This is a genomic window from Ruegeria sp. CDSA089, assembly GCF_059612205.1.
Genome location: NZ_JBXWQD010000007.1, coordinates 22,254 through 44,909, shown reverse-complemented (window position 1 = coordinate 44,909; position 22,656 = coordinate 22,254). Strand labels below are relative to the sequence as shown.

Below are 22,656 nucleotides of genomic sequence, written 5' to 3'. Positions count from 1 at the left end.
TAACCCGAAAAAACAAAGGCCGCTGCCCCGTGCAGCGGCTTTTTTTTATCTAAACAGAACTTCACAAAGCGCTCACGCATTCTAAACTTGAATTTGTAAGTGCTGGTATTTTAGCTGGCGAACGCAAGATTAAAACACGTGATGCAACAGGGGATGAGCAACATGAGGTCCAACCGGGAAATCGTTCAGGCGCGTGTATTGGATTTCAGAGGCGGGCTTTGGGCTCTGATGGCCGGTATGGTCATGGTGATGTTGATGGCACTGCCGGGGCGGGCCGAGGAAACGATAATCAAAAGTCACGGTTTCTCGGAATTTGGTGATCTGAAATACCCCGAAGGCTTTGCGCATTTCGACTACGTCAACCCGAACGCCCCGCGCGGAGGAGAACTTTCCTATGCCGCGCAGGGTACGTTTGACAGTTTCAACCCCTTCACCCGACAGGGGCGAGCGGGCGCACGATCCGCAGACCAATACGAATCCCTGTTGATCGAGTCTTATGACGAGCCTGCCTCGTATTACGGCTTGCTGGCAGAGAGTCTCGAATACCCGGAAAGTCAGGAATGGGTCATTTTCAACATGCGGCCCGAGGCGCGGTTTTCTGATGGAACGCCAGTCACGGCAGAGGATGTCGTGTTTTCTCACAATCTGCTTTTAGATCAAGGTTTGAAGTCTTACGCCGAGGCCGTTCGCAAGCGTATCCCCCGCGCCGAGGCATTGGACGAACATCGCGTAAAATTCTACTTTGCCCCTGATATCCCGCGCCGGGCGCTGATCTCTCAGGTTGGTGGCACGCCGGTGTTTTCCAAGGCGTGGTTCGAGGCAGACCCGGAAAACCGCCGTCTGGACAAATCTCGCCTTGAACCAGGCATCGGGTCGGCCCCCTATCTTCTGGACAGCTACGACATCAACCGACGCATCGTTTACAAGCGCAATCCCGACTATTGGGGCGATGAGATCAATGTGAATGTGGGTCGGAACAACTATGACACCATCCGCATCGAGTATTTCAGCGACTCGATTGCCGCGATGGAGGGGTTCAAGGCCGGAACATTCACTCTTCGGCAGGAAAACAACTCGAAAAGCTGGGCGACGGCCTATGATTTCCCGGCGATTGCAAATGGCAATGTCCTGCGGGTCGAGCTTGAGGACGGCAACGTCCCGTCGGCCTCTGGTTTTATCATGAACCTTGACCGGCCTCAGTTTCAGGATCCCCGCGTGCGCGAGGCGGTTCAACTGGGCTATAACTTCGAATGGACCAATGAAAGCCTGCAATATGGCCTGTTCCAGCAGCGCGATTCGTTCTGGCAAGGCACGCATCTTGAGGCAACCGGCCTGCCCGAAGGGCGTGAGCTTGAGGTGCTGCAAAGTCTAGGCGATGCGGTGGACCCTGCTGTGCTGACCGAAGAACCGGTCTCGGCCCATGACTCGCGCCCGGCCCGTCAGAATGACCGCCGCAACCTGCGTGCTGCGATGCAACTGTTGGATGAGGCGGGCTGGAAAGTCGGAGACAACGGCATCCGCAGCAATGACAATGGCGAAGTTCTGAAGATCGAGTTTCTGTCGGACCAGCCCACTTTGGATCGGATTATCCAACCATTTGTCGACAACCTGCGCGCCATGGGGATTGATGCGACCTATAACCGGGTCGACAACGCTCAGTTCACACTGCGCCGTCGGGATCGGGATTTCGACATGATCTTTGGCGGCTATCCGACCTCGTTGCAGCCATCCACAGGGCTCTATCAGCAGTTCGGGACCGAGGCAGCCGCGTATTCGGTGTTTAACCCGTCGGGCGCGCATGGCCCCGATATCGAACCGCTGATCGACAATATCGTCGCCGCGACTGACAGCGAAGAACTGCACGCCAATGTGCGGGCGCTGGATCGTGTGCTGCGGGCCAAGCGGATCATGGTTCCCACCTGGTTTCTGGGTAAATACTGGGTCGCCTACTGGGACATGTACGAGCACCCTGCGAATCTGCCGCCCTATGCGCTGGGCGTCGAGGACCTGTGGTGGATCAACGCCGATAAAGAAGCCGAGTTGAAATCCTCGGGCGCCTTGAGGTAATCCGCCCTCATGGGAGCATATATTCTAAGACGTCTGTTGCTGGTCATCCCCACTTTGCTTGGGATTATGATCGTCAACTTTACGCTGGTTCAGTTCGTTCCGGGCGGCCCGATTGAGCAGATTATCGCCCAGATGGAAGGTGGGGGCGATGTGTTCGAAGGCATTGCCGGCGGCGGCAGCGATATCGAGCAGCAAACCGGCGGCGCGAATGACCGCTATATCGGTGCGCGTGGGCTGCCGCCCGAGTTCATTGAAGAGTTGGAAAAAGAATTTGGATTCGACAAACCTCCGGTCGAGCGGTTTCTGGACATGATGGGCAACTATCTGACGCTGGATTTCGGCGAGAGCTATTTCCGGTCGATCAGCGTGATTGATCTGGTGCTGGAGAAAATGCCGGTGTCGATCTCGTTGGGGCTGTGGTCAACGTTGATTGCTTATCTGGTGTCGATCCCGTTGGGAATTCGCAAGGCGATGAAGGATGGTTCGACCTTTGATACCTGGACCAGCGGGGCAATCATCGTGGCCTATGCCATCCCCGGTTTCCTGTTTGCGATCTTGTTGCTGGTGCTGTTTGCCGGTGGCTCCTACTGGCAGATTTTCCCGCTGCGAGGGCTGACCTCGGACAATTGGGATGACCTCAGCGCGGTGGGCAAGGTGCTGGATTATTTCTGGCATATCGCTTTGCCGATCATTGCTCTGACAATCTCTGCCTTTGCGACGCTGACTTTGCTGACCAAGAACTCGTTCCTGGACGAGATCAAAAAGCAATATGTGATGACCGCCCGCGCCAAGGGCCTGAACGAGCGCAGGGTGCTCTATGGTCACGTGTTCCGTAACGCGATGCTGATCGTGATCGCGGGTTTCCCGGCAGTGTTCATTGGCGTGTTCTTTGGTGGGTCAATCATTATCGAGACGATCTTCTCGCTGGACGGTCTGGGCCGTCTGGGATTCGAGGCCGCAGTGGCGCGCGACTATCCGGTGATCTTTGGGACATTGTTCATCTTTGGTCTGATGGGGCTGGTTGTCGGCATCATCAGCGACCTGATGTATGTGCTGGTCGACCCGCGCATCGATTTCGAAAAGCGGGAGGGGTAAATGGCACTGTCCCCACTCAACCAGCGCCGCTGGCGCAATTTCCGCCGCAATGGCCGGGCCTTTTGGTCGCTGATCATCTTCTCGGTGCTGTTCGGCTTGTCGCTGTTTGCCGAATTCATCGCCAATGACAAACCCATTCTGGTGAACTACCGGGGGGAGTATTTCACGCCGATCTTCAATTTCTATCCCGAAACGGCTTTTGGCGGCGACTTCCAGACTGAGGCGATCTATCGCGACCCCGAGGTGCAGTGCCTGATCGACAGCGGCGGGATCGAGGATTGCTTTGACGATCCCGAAGGTATCATCGAACAAATTCAGGCCGGAACATATGAGGCCGAAGGGTTCGAGCGTGGCTGGGCGATCTGGCCGCTGATCCCCTATTCATTCAACACCAGCGTGGATCGTCCCGGCGCGGCTCCGCTGCCGCCCAACGGGCAGAACCTGCTGGGCACGGATGACACCAAGCGCGACGTGCTGGCACGGGTGATCTATGGGTTCCGCCTGTCGATCCTGTTCACGCTGATGGTCACCGGCGCGGCCAGCATCATTGGTATTTTCGCGGGGGCCATTCAGGGCTTCTTTGGTGGCTGGCTCGACCTGATTTTCCAACGCGTGATCGAGATCTGGTCGGCCACGCCCTCGCTTTACGTGATCATCATCATGTTCGCCATTCTGGGCCGAAGTTTCTGGCTGCTGGTGGCGCTGATGATCCTGTTCAGTTGGACCGGTCTTGTCGGCGTCGTGCGTGCCGAGTTCCTGCGGGCGCGGAACCTTGAATATGTGCGGGCGGCGCGAGCGCTGGGTGTGGGCAACATGACCATCATGTTCCGCCACATGCTGCCCAACGCGATGGTAGCCACGCTGACCTTCATGCCCTTCATCGTCACAGGTACGATTGCCGGGTTGGCCTCGCTGGACTTTCTGGGGTTTGGCCTGCCGTCTTCGGCTCCGTCGCTGGGTGAGCTGACTTTGCAAGCGAAACAGAACCTGCAAGCGCCGTGGCTGGCTTTCACCGCATTTTTCACCTTTGCCATCATGCTGTCGCTGCTGGTCTTCATCTTTGAAGGCGTGCGGGATGCGTTTGATCCCAGAAAGACCTTCTCATGAGCCTTTTGGATGTGAAAAACCTCAAGGTCTCGTTCAAGCAGGACGGGGAGGTCTCTGATGCGGTCAAAGGCGTGTCGTTCACCGTGGATCGCGGGGAAACGGTTGCACTGGTGGGCGAATCCGGCTCGGGGAAGTCGGTGACCGCGCTCAGCACCGTGTCGCTGTTGGGCGACAGCGCGATTGTCGAAGGCTCGGTCACCTATGACGGGGATGAGATGATCGGCGCCGCGCCAGCCAAGCTGATGGATGTACGCGGCAACGATATCAGCTTTATCTTCCAAGAGCCGATGACCTCGCTGAACCCGTTGCACACGATCCAGAAACAGATGGCGGAATCGCTTGCGCTGCATCAGGGCGTCACAGGGGACGCCGCGCGCGAACGGATTGTCGAGTTGCTGACCAAGGTTGGCATCCGCGACCCGCGCGAGCGTTTGGACAGCTACCCGCACCAACTGTCCGGGGGACAACGTCAGCGGGTCATGATCGCTATGGCGTTGGCCAACAAACCTGACATCCTGATCGCGGACGAACCCACAACAGCGCTGGATGTGACCATTCAGGCGCAAATCCTGGAACTGCTGGCCGAATTGCAGAAATCCGAGAATATGGGGATGCTGTTCATCACCCATGACCTTGGCATCGTGCGCCGCATCGCTGACCGGGTTTGCGTGATGAAGGATGGCGAGATCGTGGAATCCGGTGTGACATCCGAGATCTTCGACAACCCGCAGCATCCCTATACGCGCAAATTGCTTGCCGCCGAACCTTCGGGTCATCCCGATCCTGTGGCGACAGACGCCGAAGAGGTTGCGCGGACCGATCACCTGAAGGTTTGGTTCCCGATTCAGCGCGGCTTGCTGAAACGAACCGTGGGTCATGTGAAGGCCGTGAACGACGCCACGCTCAGCGTGCGGGCGGGTGAGACGCTGGGCATCGTGGGAGAAAGCGGCTCGGGCAAGACGACACTAGCGCTGGCGATCATGCGGCTGATCGCGTCAGAGGGTGGGATCACCTTCCGTGATCAGGACGTGCGCCGCTGGTCCACGCGCGAGTTGCGACGGCTGCGCAAAGATATGCAGATCGTGTTTCAGGATCCGTTCGGCAGCCTCAGCCCGCGTATGACCTGCATGCAGATCATTGCCGAGGGGTTGGCGATCCACAAGGTCGACCCGCACCGCGCGCCCCGTGATCTGGTGGCCGAAGTGATGACCGAGGTGGGTCTCGACCCTGCCGCGATGGACCGTTATCCGCATGAGTTTTCGGGCGGGCAACGTCAGCGCATTGCCATTGCCCGCGCGATGATCCTGCGGCCCAAGCTGCTGGTTCTGGATGAACCGACCAGCGCGCTGGACATGACAGTGCAGGTGCAGATCGTCGATCTGCTGCGCGATCTACAGCGCATATACGGGCTGGCCTATCTGTTCATCAGCCACGACCTAAAGGTTGTGCGCGCCATGTCGCATAACGTGATCGTCATGCGCAACGGCGACGTGGTCGAGATGGGCGCGGCTGAAGACCTGTTTGAGAATGCTCAGACAGAGTATACCCGCGAACTGATTGCGGCAGCGGGCTGAAAACAGCCCGCGCCATGTGTCAGGCGTTGGCTGTTTCCCTGACCGCTGCTTTTGGAACCGGGCCGCGTAATTCTTCATAGTGATCAAAGCTCAGCTTGACCCATCCTGTGCCACGCGTGGCGCTGGCAAGGCTCCGGTGCAACTCGTCCTGCGCCACTGCGGGAAGCTGGGCGTTGAAAATCTCCCAGCCCGAAGCGTTGGGATTGCCTTCGAACCCAAGAACCTGCCCCTGTAGCGAGCTGATTGTGGGCACCAGGTCGCCGACGAAATCCGATGGCAGGTGTATCTCGGCGTTCAAGATGGGTTGCAGCACCACGGGTTTGGCCTGTGGCAGCGCCTCACGCACTGCGTTCTTGCCCGCTGTACGAAACGCATAGTCAGAACTGTCCACATTATGATGTTTACCGTCGTTGAGCGTGACTTTGACATCGACAACAGGGAAGCCCTCGGGCCCCTGCACCAGCGCGTCTTTCGCACCATGCTCGACCGAGGGGATGTAGTTGCGCGGAACCGCGCCGCCTTTGACCACCTCTTCAAACTGGAACCCCGCGCCACGCGGCATCGGCGCGATTGAGATCACTACATCGGCAAACTGCCCCGCCCCGCCGGATTGCTTACGGTGGCGGTGGCGATGTTCGACGGGCGCACGGATAGTCTCGCGATAGGCGGTCTCGACTGGGTCGGCCTCGATCTCGATACCGAAATCCTCGGCCAGCTTCGCCGTCACGCGGCGCATGTGCTGTGGACCTTGCGAGCCCAGTACCGAATGTCCGCTCAACTCGTCCTGATCCAGATGCAGGCCGGGGTCGATCTCGACCAGCCGCGCCAATGCGTTGGACAAGCGTACATCGTCCCGCTCATGCGATGGTGAGACGACCTGACGATGCGCGGCCGGATGGGACCAGGCCCATTCCGGCAGGGCGGTTGCGCCCTTGCTGTCATAGATATTACCGGGATTCAGATGGTCGGATTTCACCGCCAATCCGATTTGTCCAGCCTCCAGCGTGGCGATCTGGGTTTTGGCATCCAGCGTCGTCAGGTTGCCGACGGTTTCGCCGCCCAACGCTTCGTGGGCCTTGACGCCGTCACCAAGCCCGCGCAGCACGATGATCTTGCCGATATGCTTTTTCACATCAGCAAACCCTGCAATGGCCCGCGCGTTTTCGGCAGCCTCGTCCCGGTCTGCCGCGATGTTGAACTCGGGCGCTTCGTGCCGCAGGGCCTTCATCAGCCGGGTCAGGCCGTTGCCGTGGCTGGCGGCCCCCAAACAGGCGGGGATCAGTTGGTGGTTTTGCAAAACCTGTGCCGCCAGATCGTAAACCTCGCCACTGGGGGGCTGTTTGTCCTCGATCAGTTGCTCCAGCAAATGATCGTCAAAGTCCGACAGCGTTTCCAACAGCTCGGTCCGCGCCTCTTGTTCACGATCTTCAACGGATTGCGGCAGCTCGATCAGGGCCGAGGGTTGGCCTTCCTGATACTTCCACGCCCGCTCCGAGATCAGATCGACCGCACCGACAATCGTGTCGCCTTCGCGGATGGGTACCTGTCGCAAGGCGATGTGGTGTGTGCAATAGGTCTGCAGTGCCGAGATGATATCGCGGATGCGGCCATTGGGGCTGTCCATGCGGTTGATGAACAGAAAACAAGGAATGCCTGCCTCTTCCACCAGGCGCAGATAGGGCGCACACAGGACGGCTGCATCCGGGTCGGGTGGGACGACCACCACTGCTGCGTCCGAAATGGCCATGGCGGGGCCGACATAGCCCAGATTGTCGCCGCCTCCGTCGACGTCGATGGCGCACCATGGCTCGTCCAAGTAAGAAAAACCGTGCACATGCACGGTTCCGGATACGTCGAATGTGGTGGGCCGCCCGTCGAGGCGGCTGATGGCCTCGACCAGAGTGGTTTTGCCCGATTGGCTGGGGCCGAGGACGGTGAAAACGCGCATGAGTGCTGTCCCTCTTTCAGGTTGCAGAAATACCTGCACGAAAAGGGCTGTCCGGCGCGGACGCGTCGGCAAGAACTGTCTGCGAATTCACCTGCCTCAGGGTGCGATACGCACAGCCCAAGTGTGGAGAAAACCAGAGGCCTGCGTCAAGCCCCTGTGCGGGTATGCATGGGCAGGCCCGCGTAGGGACCCACCGGGAAAGGGGTCAGATCGCCGAACTGTGCCCGGCCTTGCTGAGGTCATAGGCATCAAAGCTGCGGGCAATCATTCGGGTCAGAGGGCGCGCTTCGGGCGGGATGAACAGCCCGTCTTCGGTAATGGTGAGCAAATTGTCGAAGGCGGCATTGGCCGACTGATACATCTGGTTCAGCTCACTGGCCGAGATGTCGTGGTCGCGCAGAATCTCCGCCGAATTGATCTTGAAATCGCACATCAGCGCTTCGATCAGGCGTGATCTCAGAATGTCCTGCCCCTTGAACAGGTGCCCGCGCGAGGTCGAGAACCGCCCTTCGCGGATCGCCTTGGTATGCGCCGACGTGGCCGGAGCGTTCTGGGCATAGCCCTGCGGAAAGCGCGAAATCGAGCTGGCGCCGACACCGATCAGAACCTCGGCCTGATCATCGGTATAGCCCTGGAAGTTCCGCTTCAGCTTCCCGGTCTTCAGGGCGCGGGTCAGACCGTCTTCCTGAGTGGCAAAGTGATCGATGCCGATTTCGGCGTAATTGTCCCACATGAACAGGCGGCGGGCGGTGTCGAACAGGTCCAGACGCTGTTCAGGCGTAGGCAGCGCATCGGACGGGATCATCTGCTGCCGCTTGGCCATCCACGGCACATGGGCGTAGCCATACAGCGCAACCCGGTCGGGGTTGAGCGACAGCAGCTTCTGTACGCTTTCCGTCATCCGCGTTTTGGTCTGATGCGGCAGACCATAGAGGATATCGGCGTTCAGACTATGGATGCCCCGTTCGCGGATCATCTCGGCCGCTTTGCGTGTTGTGTCATAGCTTTGGATGCGACCGATGGTCTTTTGGATTTCATCATCGAAGTCCTGAACCCCAATCGACGCACGGTTCATGCCCGCCTCTGCCAGGGCATCCAGTCGGGCCTCGTCAATCTCGTTCGGGTCGATCTCGACCGAGAACTCGGCATCAGGGCCAAGTGGGACCACGTCGAGAATGTGGGCGGCCAGATCGCGCATCAGGTCGGGGTTCAGCAAGGTGGGCGTGCCGCCACCCCAATGCAGCCGCGACAGGGTCACGCCCTCGGGCAGGCGCGCGGCCAGCAGGTCCAGCTCGGCCTTGAGGACATCCACGTAGGCGATGACCGGATTGTCGGTTTGGGTGCCTTGCGTCCGGCAGGCGCAGAACCAGCACAGTCTGCGGCAGAATGGAACATGGATATACAACGAGATCGAACTTCCGGGTTTGATGCCGGAAATCCAGTCGCCATAAAGGCTTGACCCTACGTCGTTGCTGAAGTGCGGGGCAGTGGGATAGCTTGTATAACGCGGGACTTTCGCGTCAAATAGTCCAAGCTGTGCCAGTTGTGGTTTAACTATCATGACGGTACCGTTAGAGGACGCCACGAACAGATGCTTTGATAGAGATCAAGTGGAAGCGCGCATGACACCCACATTCAAGATCGACCATACGAACTGTGCAGACTGCCCGATCCGCCACCGGGCCGTGTGTGCGCATTGTGACGCGGATGAGCTGGAAGAGCTTGAAGGCATTAAATATTATCGCAGTTTCGAAGCCGGGCAGACGATCATATGGTCGGGTGATCAGATGAACTTTGTAGGCTCGGTCGTTTCGGGAATTGCGTCTCTGACGCAAACAATGGAAGACGGTCGTACCCAGATGGTCGGTCTTTTGTTGCCTAGCGACTTCGTCGGCCGTCCGGGGCGCGATTCGGCCCCGTATGACGTTCAGGCGACCACAGATCTGGTCATGTGCTGCTTTCGAAAGAAGCCCTTCGAAGAGTTGATGAACACGACTCCGCATATCGCGCACAGGTTGTTGCAGATGACTCTGGACGAGTTGGACGCCGCCCGTGAATGGATGCTGGTTCTCGGTCGTAAGACCGCCCGCGAAAAGATTGCGAGCCTATTGTCCATCATCGCCCGCAGGGATGCCTCGGTCGGTCAAAGAGGTAGCGATGGCCCCATCGTATTCGATCTGCCCCTCACGCGTGAGGCGATGTCGGACTATCTCGGCCTGACTCTGGAAACGGTCAGCCGCCAGATTTCGGCGCTTAAGAAGGATGAGGTTATCCTGCTGGAAGGCAAGCGCCACGTGACGATTCCCGATATGGGACGCCTGATGGAAGAGGCCGGGGACGATTCGGATGGCGGCTTCCTAGTGTAACCGGCGCTAATGCGCCAGAAACACCGGTACTGAAGATTGTTCCAACATGTTCCGCGTCGCACCGCCCAGAATGGCTTCGCGGAACCGTGAATGGCCATAGGCGCCCATTACGATCATGTTGGCTTCGGTGTCCGAAGCGTGACGGTTCAGGATATCCGAAACCCGCGTCATGGTTTTGCTGAGAACGTCAATCTCGCATCGCACCCCGTGACGGGCCAGCATCTGTGATAGCATCCCGCCGGGGTCAGAACGATCCGGCCCATGGCGGGGCGGGTCGATCACCACGATCCTCACCAGATCGGCCTGCTTCAGAAATGGCAGGGCTCGACGGATAGCGCGCATGGCCTCTACGCTTTCGTTCCAGCCGATCAGAATCGTTCCAGGGCGGCTGAAAGGCTGCGCTTTGTCGGGGACGATCAGAACCGGGGCGTGACCTTCGAACATCGCAGCCTCGACAATTGGTTCTGCTTCGGCGCCGCGGTCCTCGCCATAGGGCTGTGGCAGAATCGCCAGATCAGAAAACCGGGCGCGATGCGCCACGTGGCGCCCAAGATCGGCGATCTGGGCCACACCGTTTTCGGCAGACCAGCGCGTGCCGGATTTGGATAGGAAGGCCTTTGCATAATCCAGCACTTCCTCGGCCTCGGCATTGGCCCGGCTCAGCGTTTCTTGCAGGATCAGCGCATTGGCCCCCGCATAGTAGTAACCCGTCTGGCTGCGATCCACGCCAAGGCATAATGCCTCGACATGTGCGTCCTGCGCTTCGGCCAGCGCTACCATCTGCGCCAGTGCCGCATCTGAGGGTTTGGTTTCTGTCATCACGGTGAGAAGTGATTTGTAAGCCATCTTGACCTCTTGCCTACGGGGCGGGGCAAACTGCGACGTTCCAGCCCATTCGTTTCTGAAGCATAGTCACAATATCTGCCGACTCGTCTTGACACAGATCAAAGCAGTTAGAACCGCTGTGGTAGAAAACAGCAGCCAGTCAAAAAGGTCTCGCGACACATAAAGAATCGCGCGGGGCATGGCAAAGGGACGCAATATGTCAAATTATATCAAGCTGATCGTGCTTGGTGTGATTGCGGTATTCGCCGCGATCGCAACCAATTACGCACGCGATTTGGCGTATCAGGTGCACGCAATTCTGGTGATGTTGATCGCCGGTGGTTTGTTCATCTGGACGCTTAGAAACACGGATGAGCCAGAAACGTTCGTTGATCGCTCGGGTGAATACATGGATGGCGTGATCCGCTATGGCGTGATCGCAACCGCCTTTTGGGGGGTAATCGGGTTCCTGGCGGGGACCTTTATTGCGTTCCAGCTGGCCTTTCCTGCGCTCAACTTCGAATGGGCACAGGGCTATCTGAACTTTGGCCGTTTGCGTCCGCTGCACACCTCGGCGGTGATTTTTGCTTTTGGCGGCAACGCGCTGCTGGCGACCTCGTTCTATGTGGTGCAGCGTACCAGCGCCGCGCGCTTGTGGGGCGGAAACCTGGCGTGGTTCGTGTTCTGGGGCTATCAGCTGTTCATCGTTCTGGCCGCGACGGGCTATGTTCTGGGTGGCACACAGTCCAAGGAATACGCCGAGCCCGAATGGTATGTTGACCTGTGGCTGACCATCGTTTGGGTCGCCTATCTGGCCGTTTACCTGGGCACGATCATCAAGCGGAAAGAGCCTCATATCTACGTCGCCAACTGGTTCTACCTGGCCTTCATCGTCACCGTTGCGATGCTGCATGTGGTCAATAACCTGACCATCCCTGTCAGCATCTGGGGCTCGAAATCGGTCATCGTCTGGTCGGGCGTACAAGATGCCATGATCCAGTGGTGGTACGGCCACAACGCCGTGGGCTTTTTCCTGACTGCAGGTTTCCTGGGCATGATGTATTACTTCATCCCGAAACAGGCCGAGCGTCCGGTCTTTTCATACAAGCTGTCGATCATCCACTTCTGGGCGCTGATCTTCCTGTATATCTGGGCTGGTCCGCACCACCTGCACTATACCGCGTTGCCTGACTGGGCCTCGACGCTGGGCATGGTGTTCTCGGTCGTGCTGTGGATGCCTTCGTGGGGTGGTATGATCAACGGTCTGATGACCCTTTCGGGCGCATGGGACAAGCTGCGTACGGACCCTGTGATCCGCATGATGGTCATCTCGGTCGGTTTCTACGGCATGTCCACCTTTGAAGGCCCGATGATGTCGATCCGTGCCGTGAATTCGCTGTCTCACTACACCGACTGGACCATTGGCCACGTGCACTCTGGCGCGTTGGGCTGGAACGGTATGATCACCTTTGGTGCGCTCTACTATCTGGTGCCTGTCCTGTGGAAGCGTGAGCGTCTGTACTCGCTGCAGATGGTCAGCTGGCACTTCTGGCTCGCCACGATCGGCATCGTGCTCTACGCCGCGTCGATGTGGGTCACCGGTATTATGGAAGGCCTGATGTGGCGCGAAGTGGATGCCAACGGCTTCCTGGTGAACTCGTTCGCTGACACCGTGGCAGCCAAGTTCCCGATGTATGTGGTGCGTGCGCTGGGTGGCGTGATGTTCGTCGCTGGTGCCGTAATCATGTGCTACAACCTGTGGATGACTGTGCGGAAGGCACCGGCCAAAGAGGCCAGCCTGACCGTCGCGGTCCCGGCTGAATAAGGAGGGCCGGAGCAATGGCAATTCTCGACAAACATAAGATCCTCGAGACCAACGCGACCCTCCTGCTGGTGTTCAGCTTTCTGGTCGTGACCATTGGTGGCATCGTTCAAATCGCCCCGCTGTTCTACCTTGAGAACACCATCGAAAAGGTGGAGGGCATGCGCCCTTACACCCCTCTCGAGATGGCGGGCCGTGAGGTTTATCTGCGCGAAGGCTGCTATGTCTGCCACAGCCAGATGATCCGCCCCATGCGGGATGAGGTCGAACGGTACGGTCACTACTCGCTGGCGGCTGAGTCGATGTACGACCACCCGTTCCAGTGGGGCTCCAAGCGGACCGGTCCTGATCTGGCCCGCGTGGGCGGTCGCTATTCGGACCAGTGGCATGTGGACCACCTGCGTGATCCGCAGTCGGTTGTGCCGGAATCGGTTATGCCGAAATACGGCTTCCTCGAGCATCGCAAGCTGGACGGCAAGTATATCGGTGACATCATGAAGGCGAACGCCGTTGTCGGCACGCCTTACACCGAAGAGATGCTGGCCAATGCCGAGGCCGACTTCCGTGCGCAGGCCGATCCGGACAGCGACTATGATGGGCTGCTGGAACGCTATGGCGACAAGGTCAGCGTGCGCAATTTCGACGGTCAGCCAGAGCTGACCGAAGCGGATGCGTTGGTGGCTTATCTTCAGATGCTGGGCACGCTGGTTGATTTCTCGACCTTCACCCCGGACGCAAGCCGTTAAGGAGGGCGTTATGGAAGAATACACACTCCTCAGACAGTTCGCGGATAGCTGGATGCTTTTGCTGCTGTTCTCGGTCTTTGTCGGCATCATCATCTGGGTTTTCCGCCCCGGTGCCAGCAAGGAATACAAGGACACCGCCAACATCCCCTTCCGGCATCAAGATAAACCCGCCGAATCCAAGGAGGCGCGGCCATGAGCAAGACACCTGATAAACAGCCAGGCGATCCGAATACCACGGGTCACAGCTGGGACGGTATCGAAGAATTCGACAATCCGATGCCCCGCTGGTGGCTGTGGACCTTCTACGCCTGTATCTTCTGGGGCGTGATCTACACGATCATGTATCCAGCATGGCCGCTGGTTCAGTCGGCAACCGCAGGCGTCACTGGCTGGTCCTCGCGCGGGGAAGTGCAGCAGGATATTGTATCCTTCGAAGAAGCCAACGCGCCCTGGAACGCACGTCTGGTGGAAACCCCGCTGGAAGAGATTTCGGCCGATGCCGAGTTGCAGCAATACGCTGTGAACTCAGGCGGTGCCGTGTTCCGCACCTGGTGTGCGCAATGCCACGGCTCGGGAGCGCAGGGTGCTCCGGGGTTCCCGAACCTGCTGGATGACGCATGGCTGTGGGGCGGTTCACTTGAGGATATCGAGTTCACAATCGCCCATGGCATCCGGAACGAAGAAAGCGACGATGCGCGCTATTCCGAGATGCCGGCCTTTGGTGAGCTGCTTGAGAAAGAAGAGATTGCTCAGGTGGTTCAATACGTGATGTCGCTGACGAATGCCCAAAGCGATGATGCGGCGGCGCAGGCTGGCAAGGTTGTGTTCGAAGACAATTGCGCGGCTTGCCATGGCGAAGACGGCACTGGCGATGTCTTTCAAGGTGCGCCGAACCTGACCGACGCGATCTGGCTCTATGGCGGCAGCCAAGAGGCGCTGACCGAGACGGTGACTTACAGCCGGTTTGGCGTGATGCCCGCTTGGGAAAACCGCCTGACCGATGCGCAGATCCGCGCTGTCACGGCTTACGTCCACCAGTTGGGCGGCGGCCAGTAAGGCCAAAAGAATACCTTCGGACGGTTCGCCGCCCGAAGGTTGCAGCACCGGCTGTTCCATCTGTTCGCGCGTTTCCAGAACAGCCGGTGCTATTTCCCTACCGTAGAGTTCCGCCCATGACGGGTCCAGAACTTGGGTAAAGCGATCACAGATCGTTCAGATCGACATCGCGGAGCGGTTCTTTCCACCAATGACTGTCCGGCAACTACTCCTTCCTGGACTGGTTTGGCTTGGGCGCATCCCGGATGACCGGGGCATCGACGCGGGTTGCGGTCAGAAAAGTTCGTGCAAAAACGGTGAACATTGTCAGCCTCCTATACGCTGCGATCATGGGTTAAAGATTGACCTTTGGGCTTTGAAATGCGACTCAAATGAAACTCTAACGTGTAAGTTTGAATTACATATGGATTGGCTATCTCTGCCCCCTTTGGCGGCCCTAAGGGCCTTTTCTGCCTTCGCCGAGCGGCGCAATGTGGTTGCAGCTGGTGCGGCGCTTAATGTCAGTCACGCTGCCATCAGTCAGCAATTACGCGCGCTTGAGAAACATCTGGGCGTGGCCCTGCTGGACCGGACCGGTAAATCCATGACCCTGACACCGGAAGGCGAGGAGCTGGCCCGCGCCCTGCATCTGGGCTTTGGCGCGATTGGCACGGCCATCGCTGATCTGACCAAGGCCCGGCAGGGGCGGCCCGTGCATGTGTCTTTGACCTCATCCTTCGCGGCATCCTGGCTAATGCCGCGCCTGCCTACGTTTCAGGCCAAATACCCGGATATCCATCTTGCGCTAGACCCTTCGCCCAAGCTGGTCAGCCTTACACCCGGTGGGGTGGATGTGGCCATACGCTATGGCGCGGGCGACTGGCCGGGTGTCAGCGCCGAGATGCTGCAACCCAGCCCCATGGTCATCGTCGCCGCACCTTCCCTGCTGGATGGCAAGACCGACTGGACCGCGAAGGAGCTGAGCCAGTTACCTTGGCTTGAGGAATTCGGAACGACCGAGGCAACCACATGGCTGGCCCGGCAAGGTGTTGATCACGGACCGGGCGCCGGGCGCATCGCGCTGCCGGGCAACCTGCTGCTGGATGGGGTGCGCGCGGGGCAGGGCGTGACCGTGACCGCGCGGCATTTTGTCGAAGGCGACATATCATCCGGTCGTATCGTCGAACTGTTTCAGGAACCCGGCGACTTTGGTTATCATATCGTTCTGGGCGATGCGCCCCTGCGTCCTGCCGTAAAGACCTTTGTCGCGTGGCTTAGGCGTCAGGCGCGCGACCTGTGACAAAAGGTGTCTGTACGATGCGCTTTTGACCCATGTCAAAGTGCCGGGTGGTGTGATCTGGGACAAGGCGCAGAATAGAAGTGAGTCTGGAGCCAGCCCGTGAGCGATTCCGATCCCGCCCCTAGCCTTTACGCCGCACGAGAGCCGATTTTCCCCCGGCGCGTGTCCGGTCCGTTTCGCAATCTGAAATGGATCATCATGGCAGTGACGCTGGGTATTTACTACATCACTCCGTGGATCAGATGGGACCGTGGCCCCAGCCTGCCGGATCAGGCGGTGTTGCTGGATCTGGCCAACCGTCGCTTTTACTTCTTCTGGATCGAGATCTGGCCGCACGAGTTTTATTTCGTTGCCGGCCTGTTGATCATGGCTGGGCTGGGCCTGTTCCTGTTCACCTCGGCCTTGGGGCGTGTGTGGTGTGGCTATGCCTGTCCGCAGACAGTGTGGACTGATCTCTATATTCTCGTCGAACGCTGGATCGAAGGCGACCGCAACGCCCGCCTACGTCTGCACCGACAAGAAAAGCTGGATATGCGAAAGGCACGGTTGCGCCTGACGAAATGGACCGCCTGGTTCCTGATCGGTTTGGCAACCGGCGGTGCCTGGGTGTTCTATTTCGCCGACGCGCCCACATTGCTGCGTGATCTGGTGACGGGCAATGCGCATCCTGTGGCCTACACAACCATGCTGATCCTGACCGGCACCACCTTCCTGTTTGGTGGTTTCGCGCGGGAACAGATTTGCATCTATGCTTGCCCGTGGCCCCGCATTCAGGCGGCGATGATGGACGAGGATACTCTGGTCGTCGGCTACCGCGAATGGCGGGGCGAGCCGCGCGGCAAGGGCAAACGCACGGCGGATTCTGAGTTGGGCGATTGCATCGATTGCATGGCCTGCGTGAACGTCTGCCCCGTGGGCATCGACATCCGCGACGGGCAGCAGTTGGAGTGCATTACCTGTGCGCTCTGTATCGACGCTTGTGACGACATGATGGCCAAGATCGGCAAGCCTCGTGGTCTGATCGATTACATGGCGCTGAGTGACGAGACCCGCGAACGGGCGGGTGAGACCCCCAAGAATGTCTGGAAACACATTCTGCGGCCCCGCACGATCATGTATACGGCCATGTGGGCGGCGGTTGGTTTTGCGCTGCTTTTTGCGCTGTTCATCCGCTCGGATATCGACCTGACCGTCGCACCTGTGCGCAACCCGACCTTCGTGACCCTCTCAGATGGCACAATCCGCAACACCTATGACGTGCGTCTGCGCAACAAACATGGTGAGGAACGCCCGTTCAAGCTGACCCTGGCAGGCGACCCGGCCTTGCAAATCCAGATCGAGGGCATCGACGGAGACACTGTCAATGTCACCGCAGATACGGCACAATTGACCCGTGTCTACGTGGTGACCGCAGGTGATACCGGCCCTGCTGCTGCGGATGTGACGCCTGTGCGCATCTGGGTCGAGGATCTGGAAAGCGGCGAACGTGCCTATAAGGACACCACGTTTAACGGACGGGGGAACTGAGCATGGCTGAACGTCAATTCACCGGAAAACACGCGCTGGCCGTGTTTGTCGCGGCCTTTGGTGTGATCATCGCCGTCAATCTGGTGCTGGCATACAGCGCGGTGAAAACCTTTCCGGGGCTAGAGGTCAAAAACTCTTACGTCGCGAGCCAAGAGTTCAACGAGCGTTTGCAGGAACAACAAGCCCTTGGATGGTTCATCCGGGCCGAGGTTTCGGGCGGATTGCTGGTTCTGCACATCACCGATCAAACCGGTGCCCCGGTCGAAGTGGCCGAGTTGCAGGCCGTGGTTGGCCGCGCCACCCATGTGAAAGAGGATTTCGCCCCTGATTTCACCTTTGACGGTACCGCCTATGCAACCCCTGCGGCGCTGGGCAAGGGCAACTGGAACATCCGTCTGGTCGCCAAGGACCACAGCGGAGCGGAATTCGCGCAGCGCGTGCCGCTTTATGTGAAAGGGTAGGGGATCGTGGCGCAGCTCAGTTCCGGCACAGCGGCCTGTCCGGGCTGTATCGCGGCCCCGGCAGAACCGGCACGGCCCATTCCGCAGGACACACAGATCGCTCTGTCGTTGCCGGGCATCCATTGCTCGGCCTGTATCGCGACGGTGGAACGCGCGCTGAACGCCACTCCCGGCGTCGAGGATGCGCGCGTCAACCTGACCCTGAAACGCGCCATGATTAAAGCCGCGCCCGATCTGCGTGCTGCCGATCTGATCCCAGTGCTGGAAAACGCGGGTTTTGAGGCACATGAGCTGGACCCCGGTGCCCTGTCCGCCACACAGGCTGACAAGGCGGGGCGCGACCTGTTGATGCGGCTGGCGGTGGCCGGGTTTGCCTCGATGAACGTGATGCTGCTGTCCGTCTCGGTCTGGTCCGGGGCGTCCGACGCCACACGGGATATGTTCCACTGGATATCGGCGGCGATTGCGCTGCCGGCGATCGCTTTCTCTGCACAGCCCTTCTTTGCGAATGCGTGGTCGGCCTTGCGTGTGCGACGTCTGAACATGGATGTGCCGATCGTGCTGGCGATCCTGTTGGCGCTGGTCACATCGCTTTGGGAAACCACGCTCAGCGGCGAACATGCCTATTTCGACGCCGCCCTAACGCTGACCTTCTTCCTGCTGGCAGGGCGCTATCTGGACTATCGCACCCGTGCTGCCGCCCGATCCGCGGCCGAGGAACTGACCGCGCTGGAAGTCCCCCGCGCCATTCGGGTCGCGGTTGGCGTCGAGGAAGAAGTCGCCGTTGCCACGCTGAACGTAGGCGACCTGATCCTTGTGCGCCCCGGCGGGCGGATGCCTGTGGATGGAGAGATTGTCTCGGGTCAGTCCGAACTCGACCGGTCCCTACTGACCGGAGAAACCCTGCCGGTGTTCGCCGAGGCGGGCTCGACTGTCAGCGCTGGAGAAGTCAACCTGACCGGCCCTCTGACCATCCGCGCGACGGCGGTGGGTGAGGACACCTCGCTGCACCGCATGGCCGATCTTGTGGCCATCGCGGAATCGGGGCGCTCGCGATACACCTCGCTGGCCGACAAGGCGGCCAAGCTCTATGCGCCCGGTGTGCATATCCTGTCGGCGCTCAGCTTTGTGGGTTGGTATATCTATTCCGGTGACGTGCGCACGGCGCTGAACATCGCCGCCGCCGTTCTGATCATTACCTGCCCCTGCGCGCTGGGCTTGGCTGTGCCAGCGGTGACCACGGCGGCCTCGGGGCGGTTGTTCCGTAAGGGGATGCTGATCAAACATTCCACCGCGCTGGAGCGTCTGGCCGAGGTCGATACAGTTGTTTTCGACAAGACCGGCACGCTAACCTCCTGTACCCCTGAACTGACCAATCTGGGCGACCATTCCCGCGCGGATCTTGAGGTCGCGCTGGCCCTGGCCGAGGCATCCGCGCACCCGCTGTCGGTTGCTTTGACCAGAGCCGCGCGTGAGGCCGGGATCAAACCCGCCACGCTGAAACACGTCACCGAGGTTCCGGGCTACGGAACCGAGGGCACCTATAGCGGCCAACGCGTCCGTCTGGGCCGCGCGGCATGGACTGGCGCGGAAGAGGGCGACCAAACCGCCGCGTGGCTTTCCATCGCAGGTCAGGCACCGTCGGCGTTCCTGTTCTCGGACGCTCTGCGCCCCGGCGCGGCGGAGGCAGTGCAGGCACTGCGCGAAGCGGGCAAAGGGGTCATCCTGATCTCGGGTGATACGCAAGGCGCGGTTCAGGCGCTGGCGGGTAAGCTGGGCATTCAGAACTGGATTGCGCAAGCCCTGCCACAGGACAAGGCCACGCATGTCGAGGTGCTGCGCGATCAGGGCCATCATGTGCTGATGGTGGGCGACGGGCTGAATGACACGGCCGCGCTGGCGGCGGCGCATGTGTCGATCTCACCGGCCTCGGCACTGGATGCGGCGCGGGTGGCCTCGGACATCGTGCTGCTGGGCAACGACCTGTCACCTATCGCCGATGCCTGCGATACCGCTGCCAAAGCCACAAAACGGATTCGCGAGAACTTCCGCATCGCCACCGTCTATAATATCATCGCGGTGCCTTTGGCTGTGGTTGGTCTGGCTACGCCGTTGATCGCGGCGCTGGCGATGTCGACCTCATCAATCACTGTGTCTTTGAACGCGTTGCGGGTAAGGTAAAGCGATGGAAGTCTTGGCTTATCTGATACCGATTTCCCTTTTTCTGGGCGGGGTTGGGCTGGTGGCGTTTGTCTATACTGTCCGCTCGAATCAGTATGACGATCCCGAGGGGGACGCCCGTCGTATCCTCAGCGATGAATGGGACGACAAGCCCAAGCCCTGACAGCCCTTGAAATTGCCGCAATGCCCGGTTATGTCCGGCCCATCCGCTAGCAGAGAGAACACCGCCAAATGGCTACCATGAATCCGATCCAGTTCATTCAGCAAGTCCGCGCCGAAGTTGCAAAGGTCGTGTGGCCCACGCGCCGCGAGGTTCTGCTGACCACGGTCATGGTGTTCATCATGGCGGCTCTTACCGCTGTGTTTTTTGCATTGGTCGATCTGGGCATTCGCGGGGGTCTGCAACTGATCCTTGGTGCGTTCGGCTAAACCCGTTTGGGGTTGGGTGGAAACGTAGCTTCCCCCTTGCACAGCACGCGATGTCCTTGTAGGTCACGCGGGACTCTTCGGAATGGGCGTGCGGCGATTCGGACCGCGCGCCGCTTTTTATTCCGGATGACGTAACTGATTTCAAACGACGGGCGCAGTCGCGGCCCAAAGGCAAACAAGGACGACAGGTTCATGGCGAAACGGTGGTACTCGGTCAGCGTTCTTTCGAATTTCGAAAAGAAGATCGCAGAACAGATCCGCACGTCGGTGGCCGAACACGGCCTTGAGGACGATATCGACGAAGTTCTGGTGCCCACCGAAGAGGTGATCGAAGTGCGCCGGGGCAAGAAGGTCACGACCGAACGCCGTTTCATGCCTGGTTATGTACTGGTGCACATGGAAATGTCGGATCAGGGCTATCACCTAGTGAACTCGATCAACCGCGTCACCGGTTTCCTGGGCCCGCAAGGTCGCCCGATGCCGATGCGAGATGCTGAGGTGAACCAGATTCTCAACCGCGTTCAGGAAGGCGAAGAAGCGCCCAAGCTGATGATCTCCTTCGAGGTCGGCGAGAAGGTCAAGGTCAACGACGGCCCGTTCGAGGATTTCGACGGCATGGTCGAAGGCGTGGACGACGAGAATCAGAAGCTGAAGGTTTCGGTCTCGATCTTTGGCCGCGAAACACCGGTCGAGCTGGACTTTACACAGGTGACCAAGCAGGGCTGATTTAAGCCTTCACAGCAATTTCTAACGCCGCGCTGCCATGAGCAACGCGGCGTTTTTCTTTTCAGTGCCACAAAAGTTGGTTTTTAACGCTCCGCTTATTGCGCCTGCACCATGGCCGCACGCAAAAGCTGCGGGCGGTCGGTTTGCGACGGCAGGAACACCGCTTGCGATCCGGCGTCAAGCGCCGACAGGCTTGCGTCATACCATTGCATTGCAAGGTCCTGACGTTCCTGCACGCCAAAGCCTTCGCGCAGGTGGTGGCCGACCAGTTCTCCGTAGGCAGGCTCACCCAAGGCGACCAGCATCAGTGCCGAGCCAACTGCTGTATCCATGTTGTCCTGACGGTAGCCGAGCGACAGACAGACCTTGCTTGTGGCGGACAGATCGGCTGGGCTCAGCCCGGTATCCAGAGCGAATTTGCGCATCTGGCTTTCCGCATCGGCTTTCGAGCTGAGCGAAAGCGCAACCACCTGCGGCGACAGGGTGTCACCAAAGGCGGCACATTGCGTGCTGATCTGATCGGGGGTCAGGCCCTGAATGTCCTGGATCAGTTCTTCACCACGCGCCATGGCATAGCTGCGAGCCAGGCAGAACTGCTCGCTCAGGGCGAAATCGGGGTCCGACATATTGGCCAGTGTTGTGTACCCGCCATTGGTCGAGGTTTGCAGCATCACCGCACTGCACCGGTTGGCAAGTGAGGGCCGTGCTGTGCCACCGGCAAAGAGGCTGGGCAAGCTGCCCGTCGATGCGGTTTCGGTTGGGGCTTCTGTGGGTGTGGTCTCGGGCTGGGCAGTCACAACCGGAGTGATCGGGGCCGGAGCCTGTGCCTGGGGCTGCGGGGCAGCCGCCAGCGCGGCGCCGCTGTGAACCTGCTGACGATAAGCAAACAAAAGTGGCTGACCCGACAGTTGCGTCGCCGCTTGCCCGCCGCTGGTCGCCCAGTAGTAGGCCTGGTTCAGAAAGTCGCTTTGATAGGGGGGAAAGTCATAGCCATTGACCGGGTAGCCCATCGACGCCTGATATCGCTCGATCGCTGCGCGGGTACCGCCCCCGACTTGGCCATCGACTCGTCCGGCATTGTAGCCGAAATAGTTCAGGGCAGTCTGTGTTTGAGCCCCCTGTGAGGTGGACGGAATACCCGATCTGTAAGTCCGCGTTGTTGTCGATCGGCTGGATTGCTTCTTTCCTTGCTCTTTACCGATTGCGTAGCCAATGACGCCACCCACGACGGCACCGCCAAGAATTTCGCCCGCATCCGCTCGGGCCACCTGTGGAGCTGTAATGGCAAGCGAGAGCGCGATGCCCAGTGTTGTGATGAATCGAATAATCATAATAAACCTCCGCCAAATACGTATAGTTGCAGTCACTATAGCACAACTGCCCCTCGTGCAGTGTCACAATAGCCAAGACGTGATCGGTGCGCGGGGATTTGCTTTGCTGGCGGAGG

20 protein-coding genes are annotated in these 22,656 nt (G+C 59.3%); 16 read left to right on the top strand and 4 right to left on the bottom strand.

Annotated features, from left to right (window positions below):
* Positions 1-162 precede the first annotated feature (162 nt).
* From AC2FJ6_RS16400 to AC2FJ6_RS16385, 4 genes are read left to right on the top strand one after another with little or no spacing between them, the layout of a single operon-like run.
* On the top strand, positions 163-2,067 hold the full coding sequence (locus AC2FJ6_RS16400) for an extracellular solute-binding protein (protein WP_237217550.1): 1,905 nt from the start codon (positions 163-165) through the stop codon (positions 2,065-2,067).
* A gap of 9 nt (positions 2,068-2,076) precedes the next feature.
* Positions 2,077-3,162, top strand: a complete 1,086-nt coding sequence (locus AC2FJ6_RS16395) for a microcin C ABC transporter permease YejB (RefSeq protein ID WP_170774684.1) — start codon at positions 2,077-2,079, stop codon at positions 3,160-3,162.
* The gene (locus tag AC2FJ6_RS16390; RefSeq protein WP_170783025.1) at positions 3,163-4,269 is read left to right on the top strand and encodes an ABC transporter permease; all 1,107 of its coding nucleotides are present in this window, start codon (positions 3,163-3,165) and stop codon (positions 4,267-4,269) included.
* Positions 4,266-5,843 carry an ABC transporter ATP-binding protein gene (locus tag AC2FJ6_RS16385; RefSeq protein WP_496669526.1) on the top strand — a complete coding sequence of 526 codons (1,578 nt, stop codon included), beginning with the start codon at positions 4,266-4,268 and terminating at the stop codon, positions 5,841-5,843. Before AC2FJ6_RS16390 ends, AC2FJ6_RS16385 begins: the two co-directional genes overlap by 4 nt.
* A 19-nt stretch (positions 5,844-5,862) precedes the next feature.
* Here the strand turns inward: AC2FJ6_RS16385 and AC2FJ6_RS16380 are convergent, their stop codons facing one another.
* Together AC2FJ6_RS16380 and hemN are read right to left on the bottom strand one after the other, a co-directional pair.
* Positions 5,863-7,791 carry an elongation factor G gene (locus tag AC2FJ6_RS16380; RefSeq protein WP_170774678.1) on the bottom strand — a complete coding sequence of 643 codons (1,929 nt, stop codon included), beginning with the start codon at positions 7,789-7,791 and terminating at the stop codon, positions 5,863-5,865.
* 205 nt (positions 7,792-7,996) lie between these two features.
* A complete protein-coding gene (gene hemN / locus AC2FJ6_RS16375; RefSeq protein WP_170774676.1) occupies positions 7,997-9,352 on the bottom strand; it encodes an oxygen-independent coproporphyrinogen III oxidase in 1,356 nt (451 codons plus the stop codon).
* A gap of 61 nt (positions 9,353-9,413) precedes the next feature.
* Between hemN and fnrL the strand changes: the two genes are divergently transcribed.
* Complete coding sequence (gene fnrL, locus AC2FJ6_RS16370) at positions 9,414-10,157, top strand: transcriptional regulator FnrL (protein ID WP_170774674.1); 744 nt, start codon at positions 9,414-9,416, stop codon at positions 10,155-10,157.
* A gap of 6 nt (positions 10,158-10,163) precedes the next feature.
* On the opposite strand, the gene AC2FJ6_RS16365 is transcribed toward fnrL, so the two are convergent.
* Positions 10,164-11,003: a universal stress protein gene (locus AC2FJ6_RS16365; RefSeq protein WP_170774672.1), complete on the bottom strand. Its 840-nt coding sequence runs from the start codon at positions 11,001-11,003 to the stop codon at positions 10,164-10,166.
* A gap of 196 nt (positions 11,004-11,199) precedes the next feature.
* On the opposite strand from AC2FJ6_RS16365, the gene ccoN reads away from it, so the two are divergent.
* The 11 genes from ccoN (at position 11,200) to nusG (ending at position 21,209) form a co-directional block, all read left to right on the top strand.
* Positions 11,200-12,807 carry a cytochrome-c oxidase, cbb3-type subunit I gene (gene ccoN, locus AC2FJ6_RS16360; protein ID WP_170774670.1) on the top strand — a complete coding sequence of 536 codons (1,608 nt, stop codon included), beginning with the start codon at positions 11,200-11,202 and terminating at the stop codon, positions 12,805-12,807.
* A 14-nt stretch (positions 12,808-12,821) separates the two neighbouring features.
* Positions 12,822-13,550 carry a cytochrome-c oxidase, cbb3-type subunit II gene (ccoO, locus tag AC2FJ6_RS16355; RefSeq protein WP_170774668.1) on the top strand — a complete coding sequence of 243 codons (729 nt, stop codon included), beginning with the start codon at positions 12,822-12,824 and terminating at the stop codon, positions 13,548-13,550.
* A 10-nt stretch (positions 13,551-13,560) separates the two neighbouring features.
* Entirely contained in the window at positions 13,561-13,746 is a 186-nt protein-coding gene (locus AC2FJ6_RS16350) for a cbb3-type cytochrome c oxidase subunit 3 (protein ID WP_170774667.1), read from the top strand.
* Positions 13,743-14,606, top strand: a complete 864-nt coding sequence (ccoP, locus tag AC2FJ6_RS16345) for a cytochrome-c oxidase, cbb3-type subunit III (RefSeq protein ID WP_170774665.1) — start codon at positions 13,743-13,745, stop codon at positions 14,604-14,606. Before AC2FJ6_RS16350 ends, ccoP begins: the two co-directional genes overlap by 4 nt.
* Positions 14,607-15,009: 403 nt before the next feature.
* Positions 15,010-15,885 carry a LysR family transcriptional regulator gene (locus tag AC2FJ6_RS16340; RefSeq protein WP_170774662.1) on the top strand — a complete coding sequence of 292 codons (876 nt, stop codon included), beginning with the start codon at positions 15,010-15,012 and terminating at the stop codon, positions 15,883-15,885.
* 99 nt (positions 15,886-15,984) lie between these two features.
* Positions 15,985-17,412 (top strand): cytochrome c oxidase accessory protein CcoG, encoded by a 1,428-nt coding sequence (gene ccoG / locus AC2FJ6_RS16335; protein WP_170774660.1) that lies wholly within the window; start codon positions 15,985-15,987, stop codon positions 17,410-17,412.
* A gap of 2 nt (positions 17,413-17,414) precedes the next feature.
* A complete protein-coding gene (locus AC2FJ6_RS16330) occupies positions 17,415-17,873 on the top strand; it encodes a FixH family protein (protein WP_170774659.1) in 459 nt (152 codons plus the stop codon).
* Between the two features lie 3 nt (positions 17,874-17,876).
* Positions 17,877-20,054 carry a heavy metal translocating P-type ATPase gene (locus tag AC2FJ6_RS16325; RefSeq protein WP_496669581.1) on the top strand — a complete coding sequence of 726 codons (2,178 nt, stop codon included), beginning with the start codon at positions 17,877-17,879 and terminating at the stop codon, positions 20,052-20,054.
* 4 nt (positions 20,055-20,058) lie between these two features.
* The gene (ccoS, locus tag AC2FJ6_RS16320) at positions 20,059-20,217 is read left to right on the top strand and encodes a cbb3-type cytochrome oxidase assembly protein CcoS (RefSeq protein WP_170355309.1); all 159 of its coding nucleotides are present in this window, start codon (positions 20,059-20,061) and stop codon (positions 20,215-20,217) included.
* Positions 20,218-20,285: 68 nt separating this feature from the next.
* Positions 20,286-20,483, top strand: a complete 198-nt coding sequence (gene secE / locus AC2FJ6_RS16315; RefSeq protein WP_058272489.1) for a preprotein translocase subunit SecE — start codon at positions 20,286-20,288, stop codon at positions 20,481-20,483.
* 192 nt (positions 20,484-20,675) lie between these two features.
* Complete coding sequence (nusG, locus tag AC2FJ6_RS16310; protein ID WP_170774657.1) at positions 20,676-21,209, top strand: transcription termination/antitermination protein NusG; 534 nt, start codon at positions 20,676-20,678, stop codon at positions 21,207-21,209.
* A 95-nt stretch (positions 21,210-21,304) separates the two neighbouring features.
* On the opposite strand, the gene AC2FJ6_RS16305 is transcribed toward nusG, so the two are convergent.
* Positions 21,305-22,540 (bottom strand): peptidoglycan-binding domain-containing protein, encoded by a 1,236-nt coding sequence (locus AC2FJ6_RS16305; protein ID WP_170774655.1) that lies wholly within the window; start codon positions 22,538-22,540, stop codon positions 21,305-21,307.
* Positions 22,541-22,656: the final 116 nt, after the last annotated feature.